Origin of the sequence: Sphingomonas sp. CFBP9019, assembly GCF_034045155.1 — a bacterium.
Classification (GTDB): Bacteria; Pseudomonadota; Alphaproteobacteria; order Sphingomonadales; family Sphingomonadaceae; genus Sphingomonas; species Sphingomonas aerolata.
Window position 1 is genome coordinate 645,655 of record NZ_JAXCWK010000003.1, and the last position, 17,942, is coordinate 663,596.

18 protein-coding genes and 1 tRNA gene are annotated in these 17,942 nt (G+C 70.2%); 14 read left to right on the forward strand and 5 right to left on the reverse strand.

The window, feature by feature from the left end; all coding sequences use genetic code 11:
- Positions 1 to 128: 128 nt before the first annotated feature.
- Entirely contained in the window at positions 129 to 1,214 is a 1,086-nt protein-coding gene (locus SOM18_RS11055) for a mechanosensitive ion channel family protein (RefSeq protein ID WP_031440137.1), read from the reverse strand.
- A gap of 261 nt (positions 1,215 to 1,475) precedes the next feature.
- On the opposite strand from SOM18_RS11055, the gene SOM18_RS11060 reads away from it, so the two are divergent.
- The 14 genes from SOM18_RS11060 (at position 1,476) to SOM18_RS11125 (ending at position 15,816) form a co-directional block, all read left to right on the forward strand.
- Positions 1,476 to 3,134 (forward strand): MFS transporter, encoded by a 1,659-nt coding sequence (locus SOM18_RS11060; protein ID WP_320481650.1) that lies wholly within the window; start codon positions 1,476 to 1,478, stop codon positions 3,132 to 3,134.
- Positions 3,131 to 4,312, forward strand: a complete 1,182-nt coding sequence (locus SOM18_RS11065; RefSeq protein WP_107045290.1) for an HlyD family secretion protein — start codon at positions 3,131 to 3,133, stop codon at positions 4,310 to 4,312. The genes SOM18_RS11060 and SOM18_RS11065 overlap by 4 nt, the downstream gene beginning before the upstream one ends.
- A gap of 536 nt (positions 4,313 to 4,848) precedes the next feature.
- A complete protein-coding gene (locus SOM18_RS11070) occupies positions 4,849 to 6,261 on the forward strand; it encodes an efflux transporter outer membrane subunit (RefSeq protein WP_414712112.1) in 1,413 nt (470 codons plus the stop codon).
- A gap of 213 nt (positions 6,262 to 6,474) precedes the next feature.
- On the forward strand, positions 6,475 to 7,182 hold the full coding sequence (locus SOM18_RS11075) for an NTP transferase domain-containing protein (RefSeq protein WP_037532820.1): 708 nt from the start codon (positions 6,475 to 6,477) through the stop codon (positions 7,180 to 7,182).
- Positions 7,179 to 8,285: a hypothetical protein gene (locus tag SOM18_RS11080; protein WP_320481651.1), complete on the forward strand. Its 1,107-nt coding sequence runs from the start codon at positions 7,179 to 7,181 to the stop codon at positions 8,283 to 8,285. Before SOM18_RS11075 ends, SOM18_RS11080 begins: the two co-directional genes overlap by 4 nt.
- Before the next feature lie 56 nt (positions 8,286 to 8,341).
- On the forward strand, positions 8,342 to 9,448 hold the full coding sequence (locus tag SOM18_RS11085) for a CDP-alcohol phosphatidyltransferase family protein (protein WP_414712113.1): 1,107 nt from the start codon (positions 8,342 to 8,344) through the stop codon (positions 9,446 to 9,448).
- An 85-nt stretch (positions 9,449 to 9,533) separates the two neighbouring features.
- The gene (locus SOM18_RS11090) at positions 9,534 to 10,862 is read left to right on the forward strand and encodes a lipopolysaccharide biosynthesis protein (protein ID WP_042467122.1); all 1,329 of its coding nucleotides are present in this window, start codon (positions 9,534 to 9,536) and stop codon (positions 10,860 to 10,862) included.
- 95 nt (positions 10,863 to 10,957) lie between these two features.
- On the forward strand, positions 10,958 to 11,422 hold the full coding sequence (locus SOM18_RS11095; protein ID WP_042467124.1) for a DUF2141 domain-containing protein: 465 nt from the start codon (positions 10,958 to 10,960) through the stop codon (positions 11,420 to 11,422).
- Between the two features lie 66 nt (positions 11,423 to 11,488).
- On the forward strand, positions 11,489 to 12,526 hold the full coding sequence (locus SOM18_RS11100; RefSeq protein ID WP_056405148.1) for a diacylglycerol/lipid kinase family protein: 1,038 nt from the start codon (positions 11,489 to 11,491) through the stop codon (positions 12,524 to 12,526).
- Positions 12,523 to 13,416 (forward strand): hypothetical protein, encoded by an 894-nt coding sequence (locus SOM18_RS11105; RefSeq protein ID WP_192007421.1) that lies wholly within the window; start codon positions 12,523 to 12,525, stop codon positions 13,414 to 13,416. The genes SOM18_RS11100 and SOM18_RS11105 overlap by 4 nt, the downstream gene beginning before the upstream one ends.
- Positions 13,413 to 14,192: a nucleotidyltransferase family protein gene (locus SOM18_RS11110; RefSeq protein ID WP_320481653.1), complete on the forward strand. Its 780-nt coding sequence runs from the start codon at positions 13,413 to 13,415 to the stop codon at positions 14,190 to 14,192. The genes SOM18_RS11105 and SOM18_RS11110 overlap by 4 nt, the downstream gene beginning before the upstream one ends.
- Positions 14,193 to 14,293: 101 nt before the next feature.
- Complete coding sequence (dapB, locus tag SOM18_RS11115; protein WP_056405144.1) at positions 14,294 to 15,022, forward strand: 4-hydroxy-tetrahydrodipicolinate reductase; 729 nt, start codon at positions 14,294 to 14,296, stop codon at positions 15,020 to 15,022.
- A 4-nt stretch (positions 15,023 to 15,026) separates the two neighbouring features.
- Positions 15,027 to 15,716, forward strand: coding sequence for an endonuclease III (gene nth, locus SOM18_RS11120; protein WP_031441705.1), 690 nt, complete (start codon positions 15,027 to 15,029; stop codon positions 15,714 to 15,716).
- Positions 15,717 to 15,739: 23 nt separating this feature from the next.
- Positions 15,740 to 15,816 (forward strand) — tRNA-Arg (locus SOM18_RS11125).
- Between the two features lie 4 nt (positions 15,817 to 15,820).
- On the opposite strand, the gene SOM18_RS11130 is transcribed toward SOM18_RS11125, so the two are convergent.
- The 4 genes from SOM18_RS11130 to SOM18_RS11145 form a co-directional block, all read right to left on the reverse strand.
- Complete coding sequence (locus SOM18_RS11130; protein ID WP_320481654.1) at positions 15,821 to 16,927, reverse strand: tyrosine-type recombinase/integrase; 1,107 nt, start codon at positions 16,925 to 16,927, stop codon at positions 15,821 to 15,823.
- A complete protein-coding gene (locus tag SOM18_RS11135) occupies positions 16,924 to 17,094 on the reverse strand; it encodes a hypothetical protein (RefSeq protein ID WP_156363523.1) in 171 nt (56 codons plus the stop codon). Before SOM18_RS11135 ends, SOM18_RS11130 begins: the two co-directional genes overlap by 4 nt.
- A complete protein-coding gene (locus SOM18_RS11140; RefSeq protein WP_320481655.1) occupies positions 17,091 to 17,438 on the reverse strand; it encodes a hypothetical protein in 348 nt (115 codons plus the stop codon). Before SOM18_RS11140 ends, SOM18_RS11135 begins: the two co-directional genes overlap by 4 nt.
- A 268-nt stretch (positions 17,439 to 17,706) precedes the next feature.
- Positions 17,707 to 17,880 (reverse strand): hypothetical protein, encoded by a 174-nt coding sequence (locus SOM18_RS11145; RefSeq protein ID WP_320481656.1) that lies wholly within the window; start codon positions 17,878 to 17,880, stop codon positions 17,707 to 17,709.
- Between the last annotated feature and the right edge of the window lie 62 nt (positions 17,881 to 17,942).

Here is a 17,942-nt window from a genome sequence, read left to right on the forward strand (position 1 = left end):
ATCCCCGCCTACGCGGGGATGACGGCTTGAGCGGGGATGACGGCTTGAGCTGGGATGATGCCGAGCGGTGACGGGTTCTTCTCAAAACCCGTCATCCTGACGAAACGGGTGTCCGCGCCGCGCCAGCGTTACGACGCGACACCCCGCACCGGGTCCGGCGCCATCAGCAGGCGGCCGCGGGGCATCGCCTCGGGCATTTCCGCCGTGATATACGCCAGCATCGCCTCGCGGACGTCGCAGCGCAGGTCGAACGCGACCGAGGCGTTCTTGGCGGTCATCAGCGCGCGGAGTTCGACCGCGTCCGCCTTCATGTCGGTGACCTGGAGGTTGAAGAACCGGCCGTCCCAGCGCGGATTGGCCTTCACGACCTCGCCCAGCTTCTCGCGCAGTCGGGGCACGTCGGTCGACGGATCGACATACCAGAAGACCGAGCCCATCAGCTGGCTGGTCTCGCGCGTCCAGTTCTGGAAGCTCTGTTCGAGGAACTTCGACACCGGCACCACGAGGCGGCGTTCGTCCCAGATCTTGATGACGACGAAGGTCAGGTTGATCTGCTCGACCCGTCCCCATTCGCCGTCGACGATCAGCACGTCGTCGAGCCGGATCGGTTCGGTGAACGCCATCTGCACGCCGGCGATCAGGTTCTTGAGCGCAGGCTGGGCGGCCGCACCGACGACGAGGCCGGCGATGCCCGCCGACGCCATCAGCGTGACGCCGATCGAGCGGATGCCGGGGACGCTGAGCAGCATCAGGCAGACGCTGATGAAGATGATGAAGAAGGTGCCGATCCGGCCGAGGATCGCCGCACGGGTGCGCTTGCGCCGCGCGCGCAGATTGTCCTCGACGGTGATGTCCGAGCGGATCTCGATCACGTCCTGGAACGCGCGCAGGGCGGCGACTGCGAGCCAGCCGAGCAAGGCGGGGACGAGGAAGCCGAGCAGCTGCTTCCACAATTCCTCGATATCGTCGTCCATCGGCAGGATCCGCGCGACAAACGCGACGCTGACCGCGACGAACACTGCGCGCAGCGGCCGGCGGACGCGCGCGAGGACAAGCCCGTCGGTCTTGGCGGTCGAGCGCCGCTGCGCATGGCCGGCGATCCGCATCGTCAGCCAGTGCGCGACCAGCGCGAAGAGCACCGCCGCCGAGACCACGGCGACGCTTTCCAGCCAGACCCATTCGGGTGGTATGTGGAGCGATCTGAATATGCGCATGACAGCGCAACGGTGCGGGTGCGGGGATGTTCCGCTGCGGTGCAGCATGGGGGCGCGCGCGTTGGATATGCGCACCTCCCCGGCGGAGGCCGGGGCCCAGTTGGAAAGGTCGCAGTAATGGAGGGCGGCCCGCAGTTGCCGCCGTCCCCCAACTGGGCCCCGGCCTTCGCCGGGGTGGTGTGCTTTTCTGACGCGGGTCGCTCGCAAACACCTGCGTTCCCGGATGACGCGCCTCCATGATCATGCCACAAGACAGCGACCATGATCGCCCGGAGAATCAGACGCTTCCTGAGCGAGGAAGACTGGACGTTCGCGCCGCACGAACTGCCCGTCCTCCCCGGCTCGCCGGGCTCGCCCGCGCATCCGCGGCACCGCCAGATCGCCTATGCGCTGATCGGCATCCTGCTCGGACTGACGGTCGGCTTTGGCAATGCGCTTATCAGTGCGAACACCTACACGTTGCAGGGTGCGCTCGGGCTCGATCCGGCAGAGATCGCGTGGCTGCCGACGGTCTATGTGATGACCAACGTCAGCATCAACCTGCTGATGATCAAGTTTCGCGCGCAGTTCGGGCTCAGGCCGTTCGCGCTGATCTTCCTCACGCTCTACGTGCTGGTGACGCTCGCGCATCTGTTCGTGCACGGGTTCGCCACCGCGATCGCGGTGCGGGCGATCAGCGGGATGGCGGGCGCCGCGCTGAGCAGCCTGTGCCTCTATTACGTGATGCAGTCGCTGCCCGCGAAATGGCGGCTGAAGGCGGTGGTGCTCGGCATCGGCATCCCGCAATGCGCGACGCCGCTCGCACGGCTGTTCTCGCCCGACCTGCTCGCCATGTCGCAGTGGCGCACGCTGTATTTGTTCGAGCTCGGCCTCGCTTTGCTGTCGCTCGCCGCGGTCGCGGCGCTGCGGCTGCCGCCGACGACGCGGAGCAAGGCGTTCGAGCCGCTCGACTTCCTCACCTTCGTGCTGTTCGCGGGGTCGACCGCGCTGTTCGCCGCGGTGCTCGGGCTCGGGCGGATCCTGTGGTGGACCAATGCGCCGTGGATCGGCTGGGCGCTGATCGTCGCGATCCCGATGTTCGCCGCCGCGATCGTCGTCGAGCATCACCGCGTCAACCCGCTGCTCAACACCCGCTGGCTCGGCAGCGCGGACATATTGCGCTTCACGGTCGTCATCGTGATGGCGCGGATCGTGCTGTCCGAACAGACCTATGCCGCGGTCGGCCTGCTGACCGTGCTGGGGCAGAACAACGACCAGCTCATCCCGTTCTTCCTGATCATCTTCGTCGCCTCGGTCGCGGGCGTGATCGCGAGCGCGATGACCCTCGACGTCGAGCGGCTCGGCCACCCGATCATGCTTGCGATCGGGCTGGTCGCGGTGGCGGCGTGGTTCGACTCCTATGCGACCAGCCTGACGCGCGCGCCGCAGATGTACGTGACCCAGGCGATCATCGGTTTCTCCGCGACCTTCTTCCTGGGCCCGGCGCTGCTGTTCGGGATGACGCGCGCGCTGAAGGAGGGTGCGGGGCACATCATCAGCTTCATCGCGCTGTTCGGGATCATCAACTCACTCGGCGGGCTCGGCGGCACCGCGCTGCTCGGCAGCTATCAGGTGGTCCGCGAGAAGGCGAACAGCGCCGCGCTGGTCCAGCAGATCTCGCCGACCGACCCGATCGTCGCGCAGCGCATCGCCGCGGGCGGCGCCGCGGTCGGCCGGGTGATCGTCGACCCGACGCTGCGCAGCGCGGAAGGTGCGGCGATTTTGTCGCAGACCACGACGCGCGAAGCAAACGTGCTTGCCTATGCCGACGTCTTCCGCTTGGTCGCGATTCTCGCCGGAGGGACGTTCGGGTATCTCGTCTTCCTGATGGTGCGACGCCAACGACGCGAACGCCGTGCGCGACTTGAGAGGACGACATGACCGACGCCCGCAGCCCGGTGGCAGAAGGCCCCGCGACGGAGGAGAAACAGGCGGAGACGGCCGCCGCGCCGACCGCCGCGCCTGCGCCCGCCGCGACGCCCGCCACCCCGGTCGGCTCGGGCTGGCGACCGCAGCCGCCGAGCCCGCGGGTCATCGGCGTCATCGTCCTGCTCGTGATCGCGGGCGTCTGCGCGGTGCTCGCGGCGTGGCGGCTGCCGCCGTTCGCGACCAGCTACCAGTCGACCGACAATGCCTATGTCCGCGGCCGCACCACGGTGATCAGCCCGCAGGTCAGCGGCTATGTGACGCAGGTGCTCGTGCGCGACTTCGCGGATGTGAAGGCGGGCGATCCGCTGGTGAAGATCGACGACCGCATCTATCGCCAGCGGATCGACCAGGCGCAGGCGCAGGTCGACGCGCAGGCGGCGACGCTGTCGAACAGCCTCCAGACCGCGCGCAGCCGCCAGGCGAGCCTCGCCGCGCAGGACGCCGCGGTCGCCAATGCCGCCGCGCAGCTGATGCGCGCGCAGGCGGACATGGCGCGCGTCAACGACCTCGTCACCGACGGCTCGGTCAGTCTGCGCGAACGCGACCAGACGCTCGCCGCGCTCCGCCAGGCGGAAGCACAGGTCCAGCAGGCCAAGGCCGCGCGCGAGATCGCCCGCCAGGATATCCGCACCGTCGAGGTCGGACGCGGCGGCCAGGAGGCGGGCGTCTCGGGCGCGGAGGCCGCGCGCCAGCTCGCGCGGATCGACCTTGCCAACACGGTGATCCGCGCACCCGAGACGGGGCGGCTGAGCGAGGTCGGTGTCCGGCTCGGCCAATATGTGACCGCGGGGTCGCAGCTGATGTTCCTGGTGCCGCCCGAAACCTGGGTGATCGCGAACTTCAAGGAAGCGCAGACCGCGCGGATGGCGGTCGGCCAGCCCGCGTCGTTCACCGTCGACGGGCTCGCGAACGAGCGGCTGACCGGGCGCGTCGAACGAATCTCGCCCGCGGCGGGGTCCGAATTCGCGGTGCTGAAGGCGGACAATGCGACCGGCAACTTCACCAAGGTGCCGCAGCGGATCGCGGTCCGCATCCGCGTCGATCCGGGCCAGCCGCTGAGCGCGCGGTTGCGGCCGGGGATGTCGGTGCAGGCGCGGGTCGATACCGCCGGCGGGCCGGGGCCGCGGTGATGTCGCGAACCCCCCTCGGTCCCTGTTCTCCAGCCCAGCCTGGATCGCCGCCTTCGCGGGGAGACATTTTGAGGGAGGTGGCTGAGCCGACCCACGCCGCCGCCGCAATCAAAACCGCTACCCCGGCGAGAATCCCCTCCCCGGCGGAGGCCGGGGCCCAGTTGGGGGACGGCGATGACGAAGCGCTGTCCGCCGTTACTGTGGCCTTCCCAACTGGGCCCCGGCCTTCGCCGGGGTGGTTGCAGGGGATGCGGGCGATACCCGACGTTTCGTGCGCGGCCTGTTCTCCCGCGGAGGCGGGAGCCCAGCCTGGGTCCCCGCCTTCGCGGGGAGACATTTTGGGGGAGGGCGCTGCGTCGACCCACGCCGCCGCCGCAATCAAAACCGCTACCCTGGCGAGAACGTCCACCCCGGCGAAGGCCGGGGCCCAGTTGGGGGACGGCGATGACGGAGCGCTGTCCGCCGTTACTGCGACCTTCCCAACTGGGCCCCGGCCTTCGCCGGGGTGGTGGCAGGGGGTGCGAGCGTGGGGCGGCGTGCGGACGTGGCGGCGCAAACACGCATGGCGGACCGCCGCCGCCCTCCCCCTCGCGCTGCTCGCCACCGCGTGTATCGGCCCCCGCCCCGAGGCGCCCGCTGCGACCGCGGTCGCGCCGCCGCCGGCGTGGCGGACCGCGCTGGGGCCGGGTACGCCGATCCGGGCGGACTGGTGGAGTGCGTTTGGTGATCCCGCGCTGACGAGCCTCGTCGCGCAGGCGCTTGCCAACAGCCCCGATCTGGGGGCGGCGGCGGCGCGGATCGACGAGGCGCGGGCCGCCGCGCGGCTCGCGCGCGCGCAACAGACGCCGCTCGTCAACGGGTCGGCGCCCGGCACCACCGGCCAGACCGTCAGCGCGCTCGGCACGCCGATCGATGCGATCGGCGCGCAGCCTGCGGTCAGCATCAGCTATGATCTCGACCTGTTCGGCCGCCTGCGCCAGGCGAGCCGCGCGGCGCAGGCGCAACTGCTCGCGAGCGAAGCGTCGCGCGACACCGTCCGCCTCGCGATCGCGAGCAGCGTCGCGACCGGCTACATCACGCTGCGCGCGCTCGACCAGCGGCTCGCGGTCGCGCGCCAGACGCTCGACGCGCGCGCCGAGGGGCTGCGCATCGCCCGCCGCCGTGCCGAGACCGGCTACACCTCGAACCTCGAACTGCGTCAGGCCGAGGCGGAATATCACGCGACCGAACAGCTCGTCCCCGCCGCCGAACTGTCGATCAGCCGCCAGGAAAACGCGCTCAGCCTGTTGCTCGGCGATGTCCCCGGGCCGATCCCGCGGGGGCTGCCGCTCGACCGGCTCGCCGCGCCCGCGATCCCCGACGGGCTGCCCGCCGACCTGCTCCGCCGCCGGCCCGACCTGTATCAGGCGGAGCAGACGCTGGTCGCGACCGACCGCTCGCTCGACAGCGCGCGTGCGGCGATGCTGCCCAATCTCGCGCTCACCGGCTCGGCGGGTGTCGTGCTGTCCAGCGCGCTTGCTGACCCGATCGCGGTGTTCTCGATCGGCGCGAGCGTGCTCAGCCCGATCTTCGACGGCGGGCGGCTGGGCGCGCAGGCCGATGCCGCGACCGCACGCCGCGACCAGGCGGCGTTCGCCTATCGCCGCACCGCGCTCCAGGCGTTCCGCGAGGTCGACGACAGCCTTGCGGGCGTCCGCCGCTCGGGCGAACAGGCCAATGCGTTCGCCGCACAGCGCGATGCGCTCGCGGGCGCGCTGCGCAACGCGTCGAACCGCTACCGCGCGGGCTATTCGGCCTATATCGACCAGCTCGATGCGCAGCGCGGGCTGCTGACCGCGGAGCTGTCGCTGGTCCAGGCACGCGCGGACCGGCTGACGGCCTATGTGACGCTCTATCAGGCGATGGGCGGCGGCTGGTCGCGCGACGATGCGGCGATCGTGCGGCGCTGAGGGGCGTGCCCCCAGGGTTACGCAGGACATCGCCCGTAACCCTGGGCTCCCGCCTTCGCGGGAGAACAGTTTTTGCCACACCGGATCCGCCACCGTTCCCCCGCGCAGGCGGGGGTCCAGAATCAAAGCAGGACGGCAGGCGCGACTTTGCCCCCCGCATCCACGGACGAAGCGCTGCATTTTCCTGCCACAGTTGATGCATAAGCGGGTGCCATGAAGGCCATCATCCTTGCCGCGGGCCACGGATCGCGGCTCCTGCCGCTGACGCTCAGCACGCCGAAATGCCTCGTGCAGGTCGGCGGGCGGGCAATCCTCGATTCGCAGCTCGACGCGGTCGCCGCGGCGGGGTTCGATGGTGCGGTGATCGTCGGCGGGTATCGCATCGACCAGATCGCCGCGCATCTGGCCGGGCGGCGCGGCGATCCGCCGACGACGCTGCTCTTCAACCCCTTCTGGTCGGTCGCCAACAGCATCGGCAGCGTCTGGGCGGCGCGCGCGCATCTGGGCGCCGCGTTCGCGCTGATGAACGGCGACACGCTGTTCGACGCCGCGATCCTGCAGGCGGCGCGTGCCGAGCCCGCGCCCGGCGTGACCCTGGTGGTCGAGCCGCTCCACGAACCCGGCCTCGACGACATGCTGGTCGAGGCGGAGGGCGAGCGGGTGATCGCGGTCGGCAAGCATCTGGTCGGGCATCAGGCGACCGACCGCTCGCTCGGGCTGATCCTGTCGGGCGGCGGCACCGCCTATGCCGACGCGCTGCGCGCGGTGATAGGCGAGGACGAGGGGATCCACGCCTATCACCACGCGGTCGTGCGCCGCGTCGCCGAGGGCGCCGGCGTCCGCGCGCTGCGGATCCCCGCCGGTGCGCGCTGGCAGGAGATCGACCGGCCCGAGGACATTGCGCATTGGCAGGCGTCATGACCCGCAAGGTCGCGTTCCTGTTCCTCGGCGAGACGTTGCTGATCCCGCATCTCTATCCGATCGTCGAGGCGCTCGCCGCTGCCGAGCCGACGCTGCCGATCGAATTGTGGGTCAGCACCTCGGTCCACGAGACGCTGCTTGCACGCTGGAGCACGGGGCTTGGGCAGGTCACTATCCGGCGCGCGCCGGGGTTTCGCGCGCTGCCCGGCCATGTCGAGGGCGACAATCCGCCGCTGCCGCCCAAGCTGCCGACGCTGTTCCGCCTCCTGCCGCATCTGCGGGGCACGCCGGTGGTGGTGTGCGCCGAACAGACCAGCCTGTGGCTGCCCGCGACGCTGCCGCTGCGGACGCGGTTCATCGATACGTTCCACGGTGCGGGGTCGATGATGGCGCGCGGCCACTGGCGGCGGCGCGCGGGCTGGCGCACCTTGGTCGCGGCCGAGCGCGACCGGCAGGCGCTGATCGACGGCGGCGACGCGCCCGAGCGGATCGTCACCACCGGCTATGTGAAGGCCGCGTTCCGCCAGCGCACCCCCGCCGCGCGGCTGTTTGCCGATCCGCGGCCGGTGATCCTCTACACCCCGCACTGGCAGGCGCACCGCTCGTCCTGGTGGCGCTGGGGGCCCGAGGTGGTCGAACGGATCCTCGCCGACGGCCGCTACAATCTGATCTTCGCGCCGCACCAGCGGCTGGTCGAGCGCGCGCCCGAGCTGCGCGGCTTCGTCGCCGGGCTCGCCGGCCGCGCGGGCGTGCATGCCGATCTCGACAGCTTCGCGATGGTCGATGGCAGCTACACCGCCGCCGCCGACCTGTATCTCGGCGATACGTCGAGCCAGGTGGTCGAATATATGATGCGCCCGCGGCCCTGCGTGTTCCTGAACGCGCTGGGCGCCGACTGGGTGGACGATCCCTCTTATGCGATGTGGGGCGCAGGCGCGGTGGTCGACGGCCTCGACGCACTCATGCCCGCGATCGACGCCGCACCGACGCTGCATTCCGGATATCGGGATTTCCAGACGCGGTTCGTCGAGACCGCGCTCGGCGACGTGTCGGGCGGCGCACCCGCGCGCGCGGCGCAGGCGGTGCTCGCCGCGCTGCGCTGATCCAGCCCGGGCTCGCAATCCGCGCGCAATCGGCTATCGGGCAGCGGATGCAAGACATGCCAGCACTCGTGCCCCTGGGCGACAATCCGACCCCGCTCTGGGGGATGCGCAATGACGAGCGGCTGCGTCGGATCGGCGTGGCGCAGGGCTTTGCCGGAAGCGACGCGGCGGACGGCCCCGCGATCCTCGCCAACATGGCGTTCGCGTTCGACCCGGTCTGGACCGCGCATCTGAAAACGCGCCCCGGCACCGTGATGACGCGCGCGGGCGTTCCCGTGCTGGCGCATGTCCGGACCGCGGAGGAGCGCGCGCGGGTCGCCGCGGCGATGCAGGCGGACGCAACCCTCGACGCCGCCAGCGGGCTGACGCTCATCGCCGCCGAATCGGACGAGGGGATCCTCAACGAGGCGCTGCGCAAACGCGAGAAGCCGTTTGCCGAGCGGCTCGTCCCCGCCGCGGTCCCCGCGATCGAGCGGGCGAGCTATGTCGGCGCGTACAAGGGCGTCACCGACCTGCTGACCAAATATCTCTGGCCCGAATGGGCGCTGGCGGTCACCCGGGTCTGCGCGCGCGCGGGGATCACGCCGAACCAGGTCACCGCGATGGGATCGGTGCTGTGCATCGTCGCGACGATCGCCTTCTGGTATGGCTGGTTCTGGACGGGGCTTGCCACCGGCCTCGTCTTCATGGTGCTCGACACCGTCGACGGAAAGCTCGCGCGCTGCACGATCACCGCGTCGAAGCTCGGCAATGCGTGGGATCACGGCGTCGACTTGGTCCATCCGCCCTTCTGGTGGTGGGCCTGGGCGGCGGGCTGCGCGCCCTATGGCCGGCCGCTCGACGATGCGACCTTCTGGGCGGTGATCGGCACGATGCTGTTCGGCTATGTCGCGCAGCGGCTGATCGAGGGCGCGTTCATCGTCCGGTTCGGGATGCACATCCATGTCTGGGAACGCTTCGACAGCTGGTTCCGGCTGATCACCGCGCGGCGCAACCCGAACATGGTGATCCTGTTCGCGGGGCTGGTCGTGACGCGGCCCGACTGGGGGATCATCGGCGTAGCGGCGTGGACCGCGATCTCGCTGGTCGTCCATCTCGTCCGACTGTTCCAGGCGATGGCACGGCGCGCGAAGGGCGGCGCGATCACGAGCTGGCTCGCCTGATCGCGTCGGATCGGGCGGTTCGGCGGGCGGTCTTGCGGCCGCGACTTGCCGCACCGCACCGCGCGCTTTAGGGGCCGCAGGGCGCATGACCCAGGCCCCCGCCCCTTCCCCCACGACCAAGGATTTCGGTGGCGTGCTGCGTTCGGCGGCGCGCAACCTGGGCTGGCTGCTCGCGAGCCGCAGCGTGCTGGCGATCCTGTCGCTCTTCTATCTCGGCTTTGCGACGCGCACATTGGGGGTCGTCGATTTCGGCCGGTTCGCGCTGATCACCGGCGCGGTCCAGGCGCTGACGACGTTCGTCGGCTTCCAGACGTGGCAGATCATCGTCCAGTACGGCGTCCAGCCGCTCCACGACGGTGACAGCCCGCGGCTCGCGCGGCTCTTCCGGCTGGCGGCGCGGCTCGACCTGTCGAGCGCGATCCTTGGCGCGCTGCTGACGATCGGCATCCTCCAGATCTGGGCGAACGCGTTCGGCATTCCGCGCGACCTGATGCACTACACGCTGGTCTTCGCGGTGATCCAGCTGCTGACGATCCGATCGACCCCGCTCGGCATCCTGCGGCTGCGCGACAAATTCTCGCTCTCCGCACTCGCCGACAGCATGACGCCGGTGATCCGCTTCGTCGGCGCGGGCGCGGCGATGCTGTTCGACCCGACGATCCGCGGCTTCATGATCGCCTGGGCCGCGGCCGAGCTGGTCACCGCGGCGACCTACTGGATCATGGTGTGGCGCAGCGGCGACTTCGCGCTGCTGCTGGGCGGGCGCAGCGGCTGGCGCGCGCTGGTCGCGGAAAATCCGGGCGTGGTGAAGTTCGCGCTGAGCACCAATGCCAGCGCGACGCTCGGCCTGTCGAGCAAGCAGATCCCGCTGCTGCTCGTCGGCGCGTCGATCGGCCCGGCCGCGGCGGGTGCGTTCCGGCTCGCGGCACAGGTCGCGCAGGCGCTCGCCAAATTGTCGCAGCTCCTCTCGCGCGCCGCCTTCCCCGAAATCGTCCGCGCGGTGCGGACCGCGGCGCCCGAGCGGCTCCGCTACATCCTGGTGCGGACGATGCTGGCGAGCAGCGCAGCGGCGCTCGCGATCCTCGCGGTCGTTGCGCTGATCGGCGAACCGATGCTCAAACTGGTCGGCGGCAAGTCGTTCGGCAGCGCCTATCCGGTGCTTTTGTGGCTCGCGGCGGCGGGGTGCTTCGACCTGGCGACGGTCAGCCTCGACACCGTGCTGACCGCGGTCAACCGCGCGGGCACGGTGTTCGCGATCCGCGTCGTCGGCGTCATCCTGCTGTTCATCGGCGCGTTCGCCTTGATGCCGCTCTATGGTTCGTCCGGGGTGGCGATGGGCGTCGCGATCGGCTCGGTCGCGGTCGCGATCCTGCTCGGCTTTGCTGCGGCGAATCTGACGCGCAGCCGTCCCTGAGAGCGGCACGCCCCGCCGCGGTCGATAAAGCGCGGGTTCACAGAGCCGACGTCATTGGCCTCCAAATTGCCGTTATGCGATTGCAAGGGTCCCCCATGACGAATCTGCCTCTCCTGCTCGCGCTCGCCGCGGGTGCAACGCTCGCCTCGACGTCCGCGGCTGCCGCGGAGACGTGCGTCGGCACGCCGGGGAACGGCGCGGCCAAGCTCGTGCTCGAGGCGACCACGCTGCACAATGCGGTCGGCGAGGTCGCGTTCACCGTCTATCCCGACGACAAGGGCCGGTTCCTGTCCAAGGGCGGCAAGCTGGCGCGCGCGCGCGTGCCCGCCGCGCAGCCGCACGCCTGTTTCTGGCTGAAGCCCGGTTATTACGCGATCGCGCAATATCATGACGAGAACAGCGACCATGATTTCAACCGCACGCTGTTCCTGCCCAAGGAGGGGTTTGGATTTTCGAACGACGCCCCCACATCGGTCGGCCTGCCATCCTTCGCGTCGGCGCGGGTGGCGCTGCCGGCCGGGGGGACGGTCGTGCGGATGAAGATGCGGTATCGGCGCTAGCGTCGATCAAGGGCAGACGTGCCATAAAAATGTAGCGATACTAGCCTGCGACAGGTAGCCAAGAGTGTGAGCGACGCCGTTTCCAATTTCCAGGCCTTTGATGGCGTGCCGTTTCCAGCGGCCAGACGCGGCGCGGCACCGGACGTGACCGCGCGCAGTGCTGCGTCGCAGATCCGCACCGGGATCATCTGCAACCCCAAGAGCCACCGTAACCGCAGCAGCGTCGAGGCGACGCGGCCGTTCGTGTCGGGCACGGTGCTCGCGGTCACGCCGCGGACCCAGGCCGAACTGGCCGAGGTGCTGACCGATTTCGCGCAGCACGGGATCGAGCTGCTGGTGATCGACGGCGGCGACGGCACGATCCGCGACGTGCTGACCGCGGCGGCGACGGTGTGGACGGGCGCGATGCCGCGGGTCGCGATCGTGCCGTCGGGCAAGACCAACGCGCTCGCGCTCGATCTCGGCATCCCCGATCACTGGACGCTCGACCAGGCGCTCGCCGCGGCGCGCGACGGCGCGAGCATCGTCCGTCGCCCGGTCGAGGTCGAACGCGCCGGCACCGGCCAGAAACTCCGCGGATTCCTGTTCGGCGCGGGCGCGTTCGTCGAGGCGACCGGGCTGGCGCAGCGCGCGCACCGCGCGGGCGCGTTCAAGGGCTTCGCGGTCGGCGTCGCGCTGAGCTGGGCGATCGTCCAGACGCTGTTCGGGCGCGCATCGGGGATGTGGCGCGCGGGCAACCGGATGCACGTCCGCTACGATGCCGCCGCCGATGCCGGCCGGGTCGCGGACACCGACACGCATCGCTACATCCTGCTCGCCTCGACGCTGACGCGGATGCCGCTGGGCGTCCAGCCGTTCGGCGCCGCGCGCGACGGGCTGAAGACGCTGCTGGTCGATGCGCCGCCGCGCTGGCTCGCCGCCGCCGCACCGCTGATCGTCGCGGGCTCGCCGGCCAAATGGCTCGACCGGGCGGGCTATCACCGGATCGACACGCCCGCGCTCGACGTGACGATGGAGGCGGGCTTCATCCTCGACGGCGAAGTCTATCCGGGCGGCGCGCTGACGATCCGCCAAGCGGCGCCGATCAGCTTCGTCGTCCCGTGAGCGCGACGCTCGGCGCGCTCGTCCGCGACCAGCTCGCCGCCCCGGTGATCCCTGCGGTGCGGCGTGTCGCCGAGGCGCTCGCGGCGACGCCCGGCGCGATCGGCATCCTGTTCTACGGCTCGAACCTGCGGACCGGGGCGACCGAGGGCGTGCTCGACTTCTACGTGCTCACTGCGGGTCCGCCCGAACGCGGCATCTGGCCGACCGTCAGCTACCGCGAGTTCGACGAGGCGGGCGAGACGCTGCGCGCGAAGATCGCGACGATGCGGCTGTCGACCTTCGCCAAGGCGGCGGACGCGGGGACGCTCGACACCACGATCTGGACGCGGTTCGTGCAGCCCTGTGCGCTGGTGTGGTCGCGCGACGAGGCGACGACCGCGCGGATCGCTGAGGCGATCGCCGCCGCCGCACGTTCCGCCGCCCGGTTCGCCGCCGCGCTCGGCCCCGAGACGGGCACCCCGCGCGACTATTGGCGGGCGCTGTTCCGCCAGACCTATGCCGCCGAATTCCGCGTCGAAAAGGGCGGGCGCGAGGATCAGATCATCGGCTTCGACCCCGACCGCTATGACCGGCTGCTCCCGCTCGCCTGGGCGGCGGACGGGATCGCCGTGACGGCCGAGGGCGAGGCGCTGCGCCCTGCCCTGCCGCCCGCACGCCGCGCCGCGGTGCTGCGCGCGTGGCGGCTGCGACGGCGCGCGGGCAAGCCGATCAACATCGCCCGGCTGATGCGCGCCGCCTTCACCTTCGACGGCGCCGCCCGTTACGGCGCGTGGAAGATCGAGCGGCATACCGGGATCGCCGTGCCGCTGTCGCCCTGGGCCGAGCGGCATCCGATCCTTGCCGCGCCCGGCGTGCTGTGGCGCGTCTGGCGCGCGCGGCAGGCGGCATGACGGACGCCGTGCCTACCCCGTTCAACGCGCTGATCCTCGCCGGGTCGCGCGGTGGCGTCGATCCGCTCGCGGCCTATGCGGGCGTCGCGCACAAGGCGCTGATCCTGCTCGAGGGACGGACCTTGCTCGCGCGGGTCGCGGACGCACTGCGACAGGCGGGCGCGGGCGTGATCGCGGTATCGGTATCGGACGCCGCGGTGCGCGATCATGCGGTCGCGCTGGGGCTGCGGGTGCTCGACGCCGCGAGCGGCCCGAGTCTGAGCGTCGGCGACGGGATCGCCGCGCTTGGCACCCCGCTGCTCGTGACCACCGCGGATCATGCGCTGCTCCGGCCCGAATGGATCACGCGGTTCCAGTCCGACATCCCCGCCGACGCCGATGTCGCGGTGCTGCTCGCGCGACGCGATGTGGTCGAGGCGGCGGCGCCGGGGACGCGACGCACCTATCTCCGCTTCGCCGATGGCGGCTGGTCGGGGTGCAACCTGTTCCGCTTCGCTACCCCCAGGTCGATCGCCGCGATCGATCTGTGGCGGCAGGTCGAGGCGGATCGCAAGCGGCCGTGGCGGATCGTCCGCCGGCTCGGCCCGGGGCTGTTGCTGCGCTATGCGCTGGGCCGGCTGACGCTCGGCGATGCGATCGCGCATCTCGGGCGCAAGGCGGGGCTGGTCGCGGCAGCGGTCGCGACGCCGTACGGGCTGGCCGCGGTCGATGTCGACAAGCCCGCCGATCTCGACCTCGTCCGGTCGCTCCCGCCCGTCCCGCCCGTCCCGCGATAACGCTATCGCGCGGATTTGGGGTCTATTCGCGACCCCCCGCTTCGTGCGAAAGCGCGCGCATGATTGCACCGACCTCGCCTCCGTCCGCCCCCCGGGCCCGCATGACCGCGATCGGCATTTATGGCAGCGCCGGCCGGATGGGCCGCGCGATCACCGACGCGATCGAGACCGCGGGCGCGACGCTCGCGGGCGGCGTCGATGCGGGCGACGACCCCAGCCCGCTCGCGGCCGCCGCCGACGTGCTGGTCGACTTCTCGACCCCCTCGGCGATCGAGGCGCATCTCGCCGCCGCGCGCGCGGCGGGCACCGCGCTCGTCATCGGCACGACCGGCCTGACCCCGCAGCACCAGTCGCTGATCGACGCGGCGGCTGCCGACATCGCGATCCTCCAGACCGGCAACACCTCGCTCGGCGTCACGCTGCTCGGCATCCTGGTACGCGAGGCCGCGGCGCGGCTCGGCCCCGACTGGGACGTCGAGATCGTCGAGATGCATCACCGGCACAAGGTCGACGCGCCGTCGGGCACCGCGCTGCTGCTCGGCGAGGCCGCCGCGCGCGGGCGCGATTCGACGCTTGCAGAACTGCGCGTCGACAGCCGCGCCGGGCTGGTCGGCGCACGCAGCGAGGGGACGATCGGTTTCGCGTCGCTGCGCGGCGGGTCGGTGATCGGCGACCACAGCGTGATCTTCGCGGGCGAAGGCGAGCGGATCGAGCTCAACCACCGCGGCGACGATCGCAGCATCTTCGCACGCGGTGCGGTGCGCGCGGCGCTCTGGCTCGCCGACCAGCCCGCCGGCCGCTACCGGATGGGCGACGTGCTGGGGCTGTGAGCCAGTGAAGAAGGCCGACGTCGTCGACTTCTATGCGCGGCTCGCCGAGGCCGATCCGCATCCCGAGACCGAGCTCGAATTCGTCAATCCCTACACGCTCGTCGTCGCGGTCGCCTTGTCCGCACAGGCGACCGACATCGGCGTCAACAAGGCGACGCGCGCGCTGTTCCGCATCGCCGACACGCCGCAGGCGATGCTCGCGCTCGGGCTCGACGCGCTGAAGGAGCACATCAAGACGATCGGCCTGTACAACACCAAGGCCAAGAACGTCATCGCGCTGTCGCAGATGCTCGTCGACGAGCATGACGGCGTCGTCCCGAACGACCGCGCCGCGCTCGAACGCCTGCCCGGCGTCGGCCGCAAGACCGCCAATGTCGTGCTCAACGTCGCGTTCGGCGCGGAGACCTTCGCGGTCGACACGCACATCTTCCGCGTCGGCAACCGCACCGGCCTCGCGCGCGGCAAGACCCCGCTCGCGGTCGAGCTGAAGCTCGACGCGGCCACCCCCCAGCCCTTCCGCCTCCACGCGCATCACTGGCTGATCCTGCACGGCCGCTATGTCTGCAAAGCGCGCACCCCCGAATGCTGGCGCTGCCTCGTCGCGGACCTGTGCGCGTTCAAGCCCAAGACCCCGCCGCCCAAGGTCGCCGCCAAGATCGGCGCGGCCAAGAAAATGGCTGGCGCACCCGACTAGGCTTTGCTACGCGCACGCCTCAGGCACCCGTAGCTCAGCTGGATAGAGCGCTGCCCTCCGAAGGCAGAGGCCACTGGTTCGAATCCAGTCGGGTGCACCAAACTTCATTTATTTTCCCCTGATTTCAATGCCTTAGCGGCATCTTTGGCTAACCTTTCCGCAAGGTTAGCCAAAAGCTTGTCCGCGGCGGTGTCTGAAAGCGTGCGCTGATCGGCCGCGGCGGTGTACCGCGCGACCTCGCTGTCGGTCGTGTGACCGGTCCACGCCTTGATCTCCTGATTCGAACATCCGGCCTCGGCGAAGCGCCGCGCGGCGGCCTTGCGCAGCCCGTGTGCCGAGCAATTCGGCAGGCCAGCCTCGTCGCACCATTGGCGGAACTTGTTGCCGAAGCCCTTCACCGAGAACTGCTTGCCGAACTCGGTAACGACGAAGAAAGCACCGACCGTCGGCGTCGCGAGGATCGATTCCGCCAGGCCGGGCATGATCGGCAGCGACACGAAGACCTTCGTCTTTTCCTGCGTCAGTTCAAGCCGGGTGTCGCGAACGCTAGCGGGGCCCATCTTACGGGCATCACCGCCGCGCTGGCCTGTCCAGATCATCAGATCGAACGCCAGCCGGGCGACCGTGCCGATCGCGTGGCGCCGTTCGTACGCGGCGATCTCTTCCTCGCTCCAGCTGTGGAACCCGCCCCCGCTGACCTTGAAGGGCCGCGTGACGATGACCGGGTTCGAGCCGGCCATGCCGATACGCATGGCGAACTTGATCAGGGCAGAGAGCCGCTTGCGGAGCATGTTCGCCGACGTCCGGTGCGGCAGCAGCTCGGCGAGCATTGCTTCGACGTGCCGCGGCTGCAGCTCGCGCACCATGATCTCGCCATACCGCCGCCCCTTGCGGGTCCGCGAGCGCCAGCGCTCGAGCGTTCCACGGTAGACGACGCGCGTTCGCTCGCCCGGATCAAGAAAGTCAGGCGAGCGGTAGTAGCGGGACAGCAGATCGTCGAACGTACCGACCGCGGCGCGATTGGCGCCGGCTTCGATCGCTGGCGCGCTGACGCCTTCGTTGCACGCGCGCAGCTCGGCCAGAAACGCGTCGGTCCCCGGCTCGTTCTTAAAATAATAGGTGACGAAGCCCGTCCGGCGATACCGGTAATGGGCCTTGCCATGCCGGTCGCGGAACGTGCTGACGTGCTTCGGAAGCCAGCGCCGCTTCACGCGAACATCTCGTCCAAGCTGTTCGCGCCGGCGGGTACGACCCCTGCCCCGGTCGTGACGATGATCCGGCCGGGTTCGATCTCGACGCGCACGGGGATGCCGACTTTCGCGGCCGCACGGAATACACGCGCGAGGTCAGCTTGGCGAACAAGGGCACGCGCACTCATGACTGGATCAATTCGCGTTGGGTATCGGCGAGGACCGCGCGCAGCTTTGCAGCATGCTGCATCATCTTCGCAGCGCGCGTCTCAAGCGTCCTGGCGGTGACGAACAGGTCGAGGTTCGACACACCGCGATCGGCGTTGAGTTTGTGGTTCAGGCTTCGGACGCCGACCCCGAGCGCATCAGCCAGCGCCTTTTTGCCGCCGAGGATCTCGTATGCGGTTTGGAGCCCCATCATCCGCGATATCTCGATCGGGAGGCCGCGCTGTTCCCGCTTTGGGGAACGCCTCTCAAGGGCTGCGGACGTTTCGATTTCGCGTGCTTCGGGGGGAGCGGTGCTGATCACCATGGAATTCCTGCAGATGCTTGGGAGGCCAGAGGACGCGCCAGTGGGCGTTCTTGTAGAAAGCGTTTCGCCAAGACCGGCGAACGGGTCCGAGCAGAAGCGATGGGCCGAGCCAGCAGGGACGCCGCGTGGCATGTCGGCCGTGGCAGGCGGCGACTGCTGCTTCGTCACAAAGCCCACCATGCGGCGATCGGCATCCAGCAGAGCAGCGACGCCGTGCCGACCGCGAGGACCCGATAGCCTATGGGCAAGCGCTGCTGTTCGACGCCGTTCATTGGATGGCCTCCTCTACAGCCGGGTTGATGGTCGGCTCGACGTTACCGAGAGCGAGGCGGCAGATGCGCTGCCATTGCGGTGCGATCGACCCGACGATGACGCCGAGCGCCGCAGCGCCACCGCCCATAAGCAAGCCGATGCCGAAGCCGTGGAGGATGTGCTGGGCCATCAACCGCGCCGATCCGCCATACCGGCGGCAAGCATGATGATCGCGACCGGCACCCAGATCAC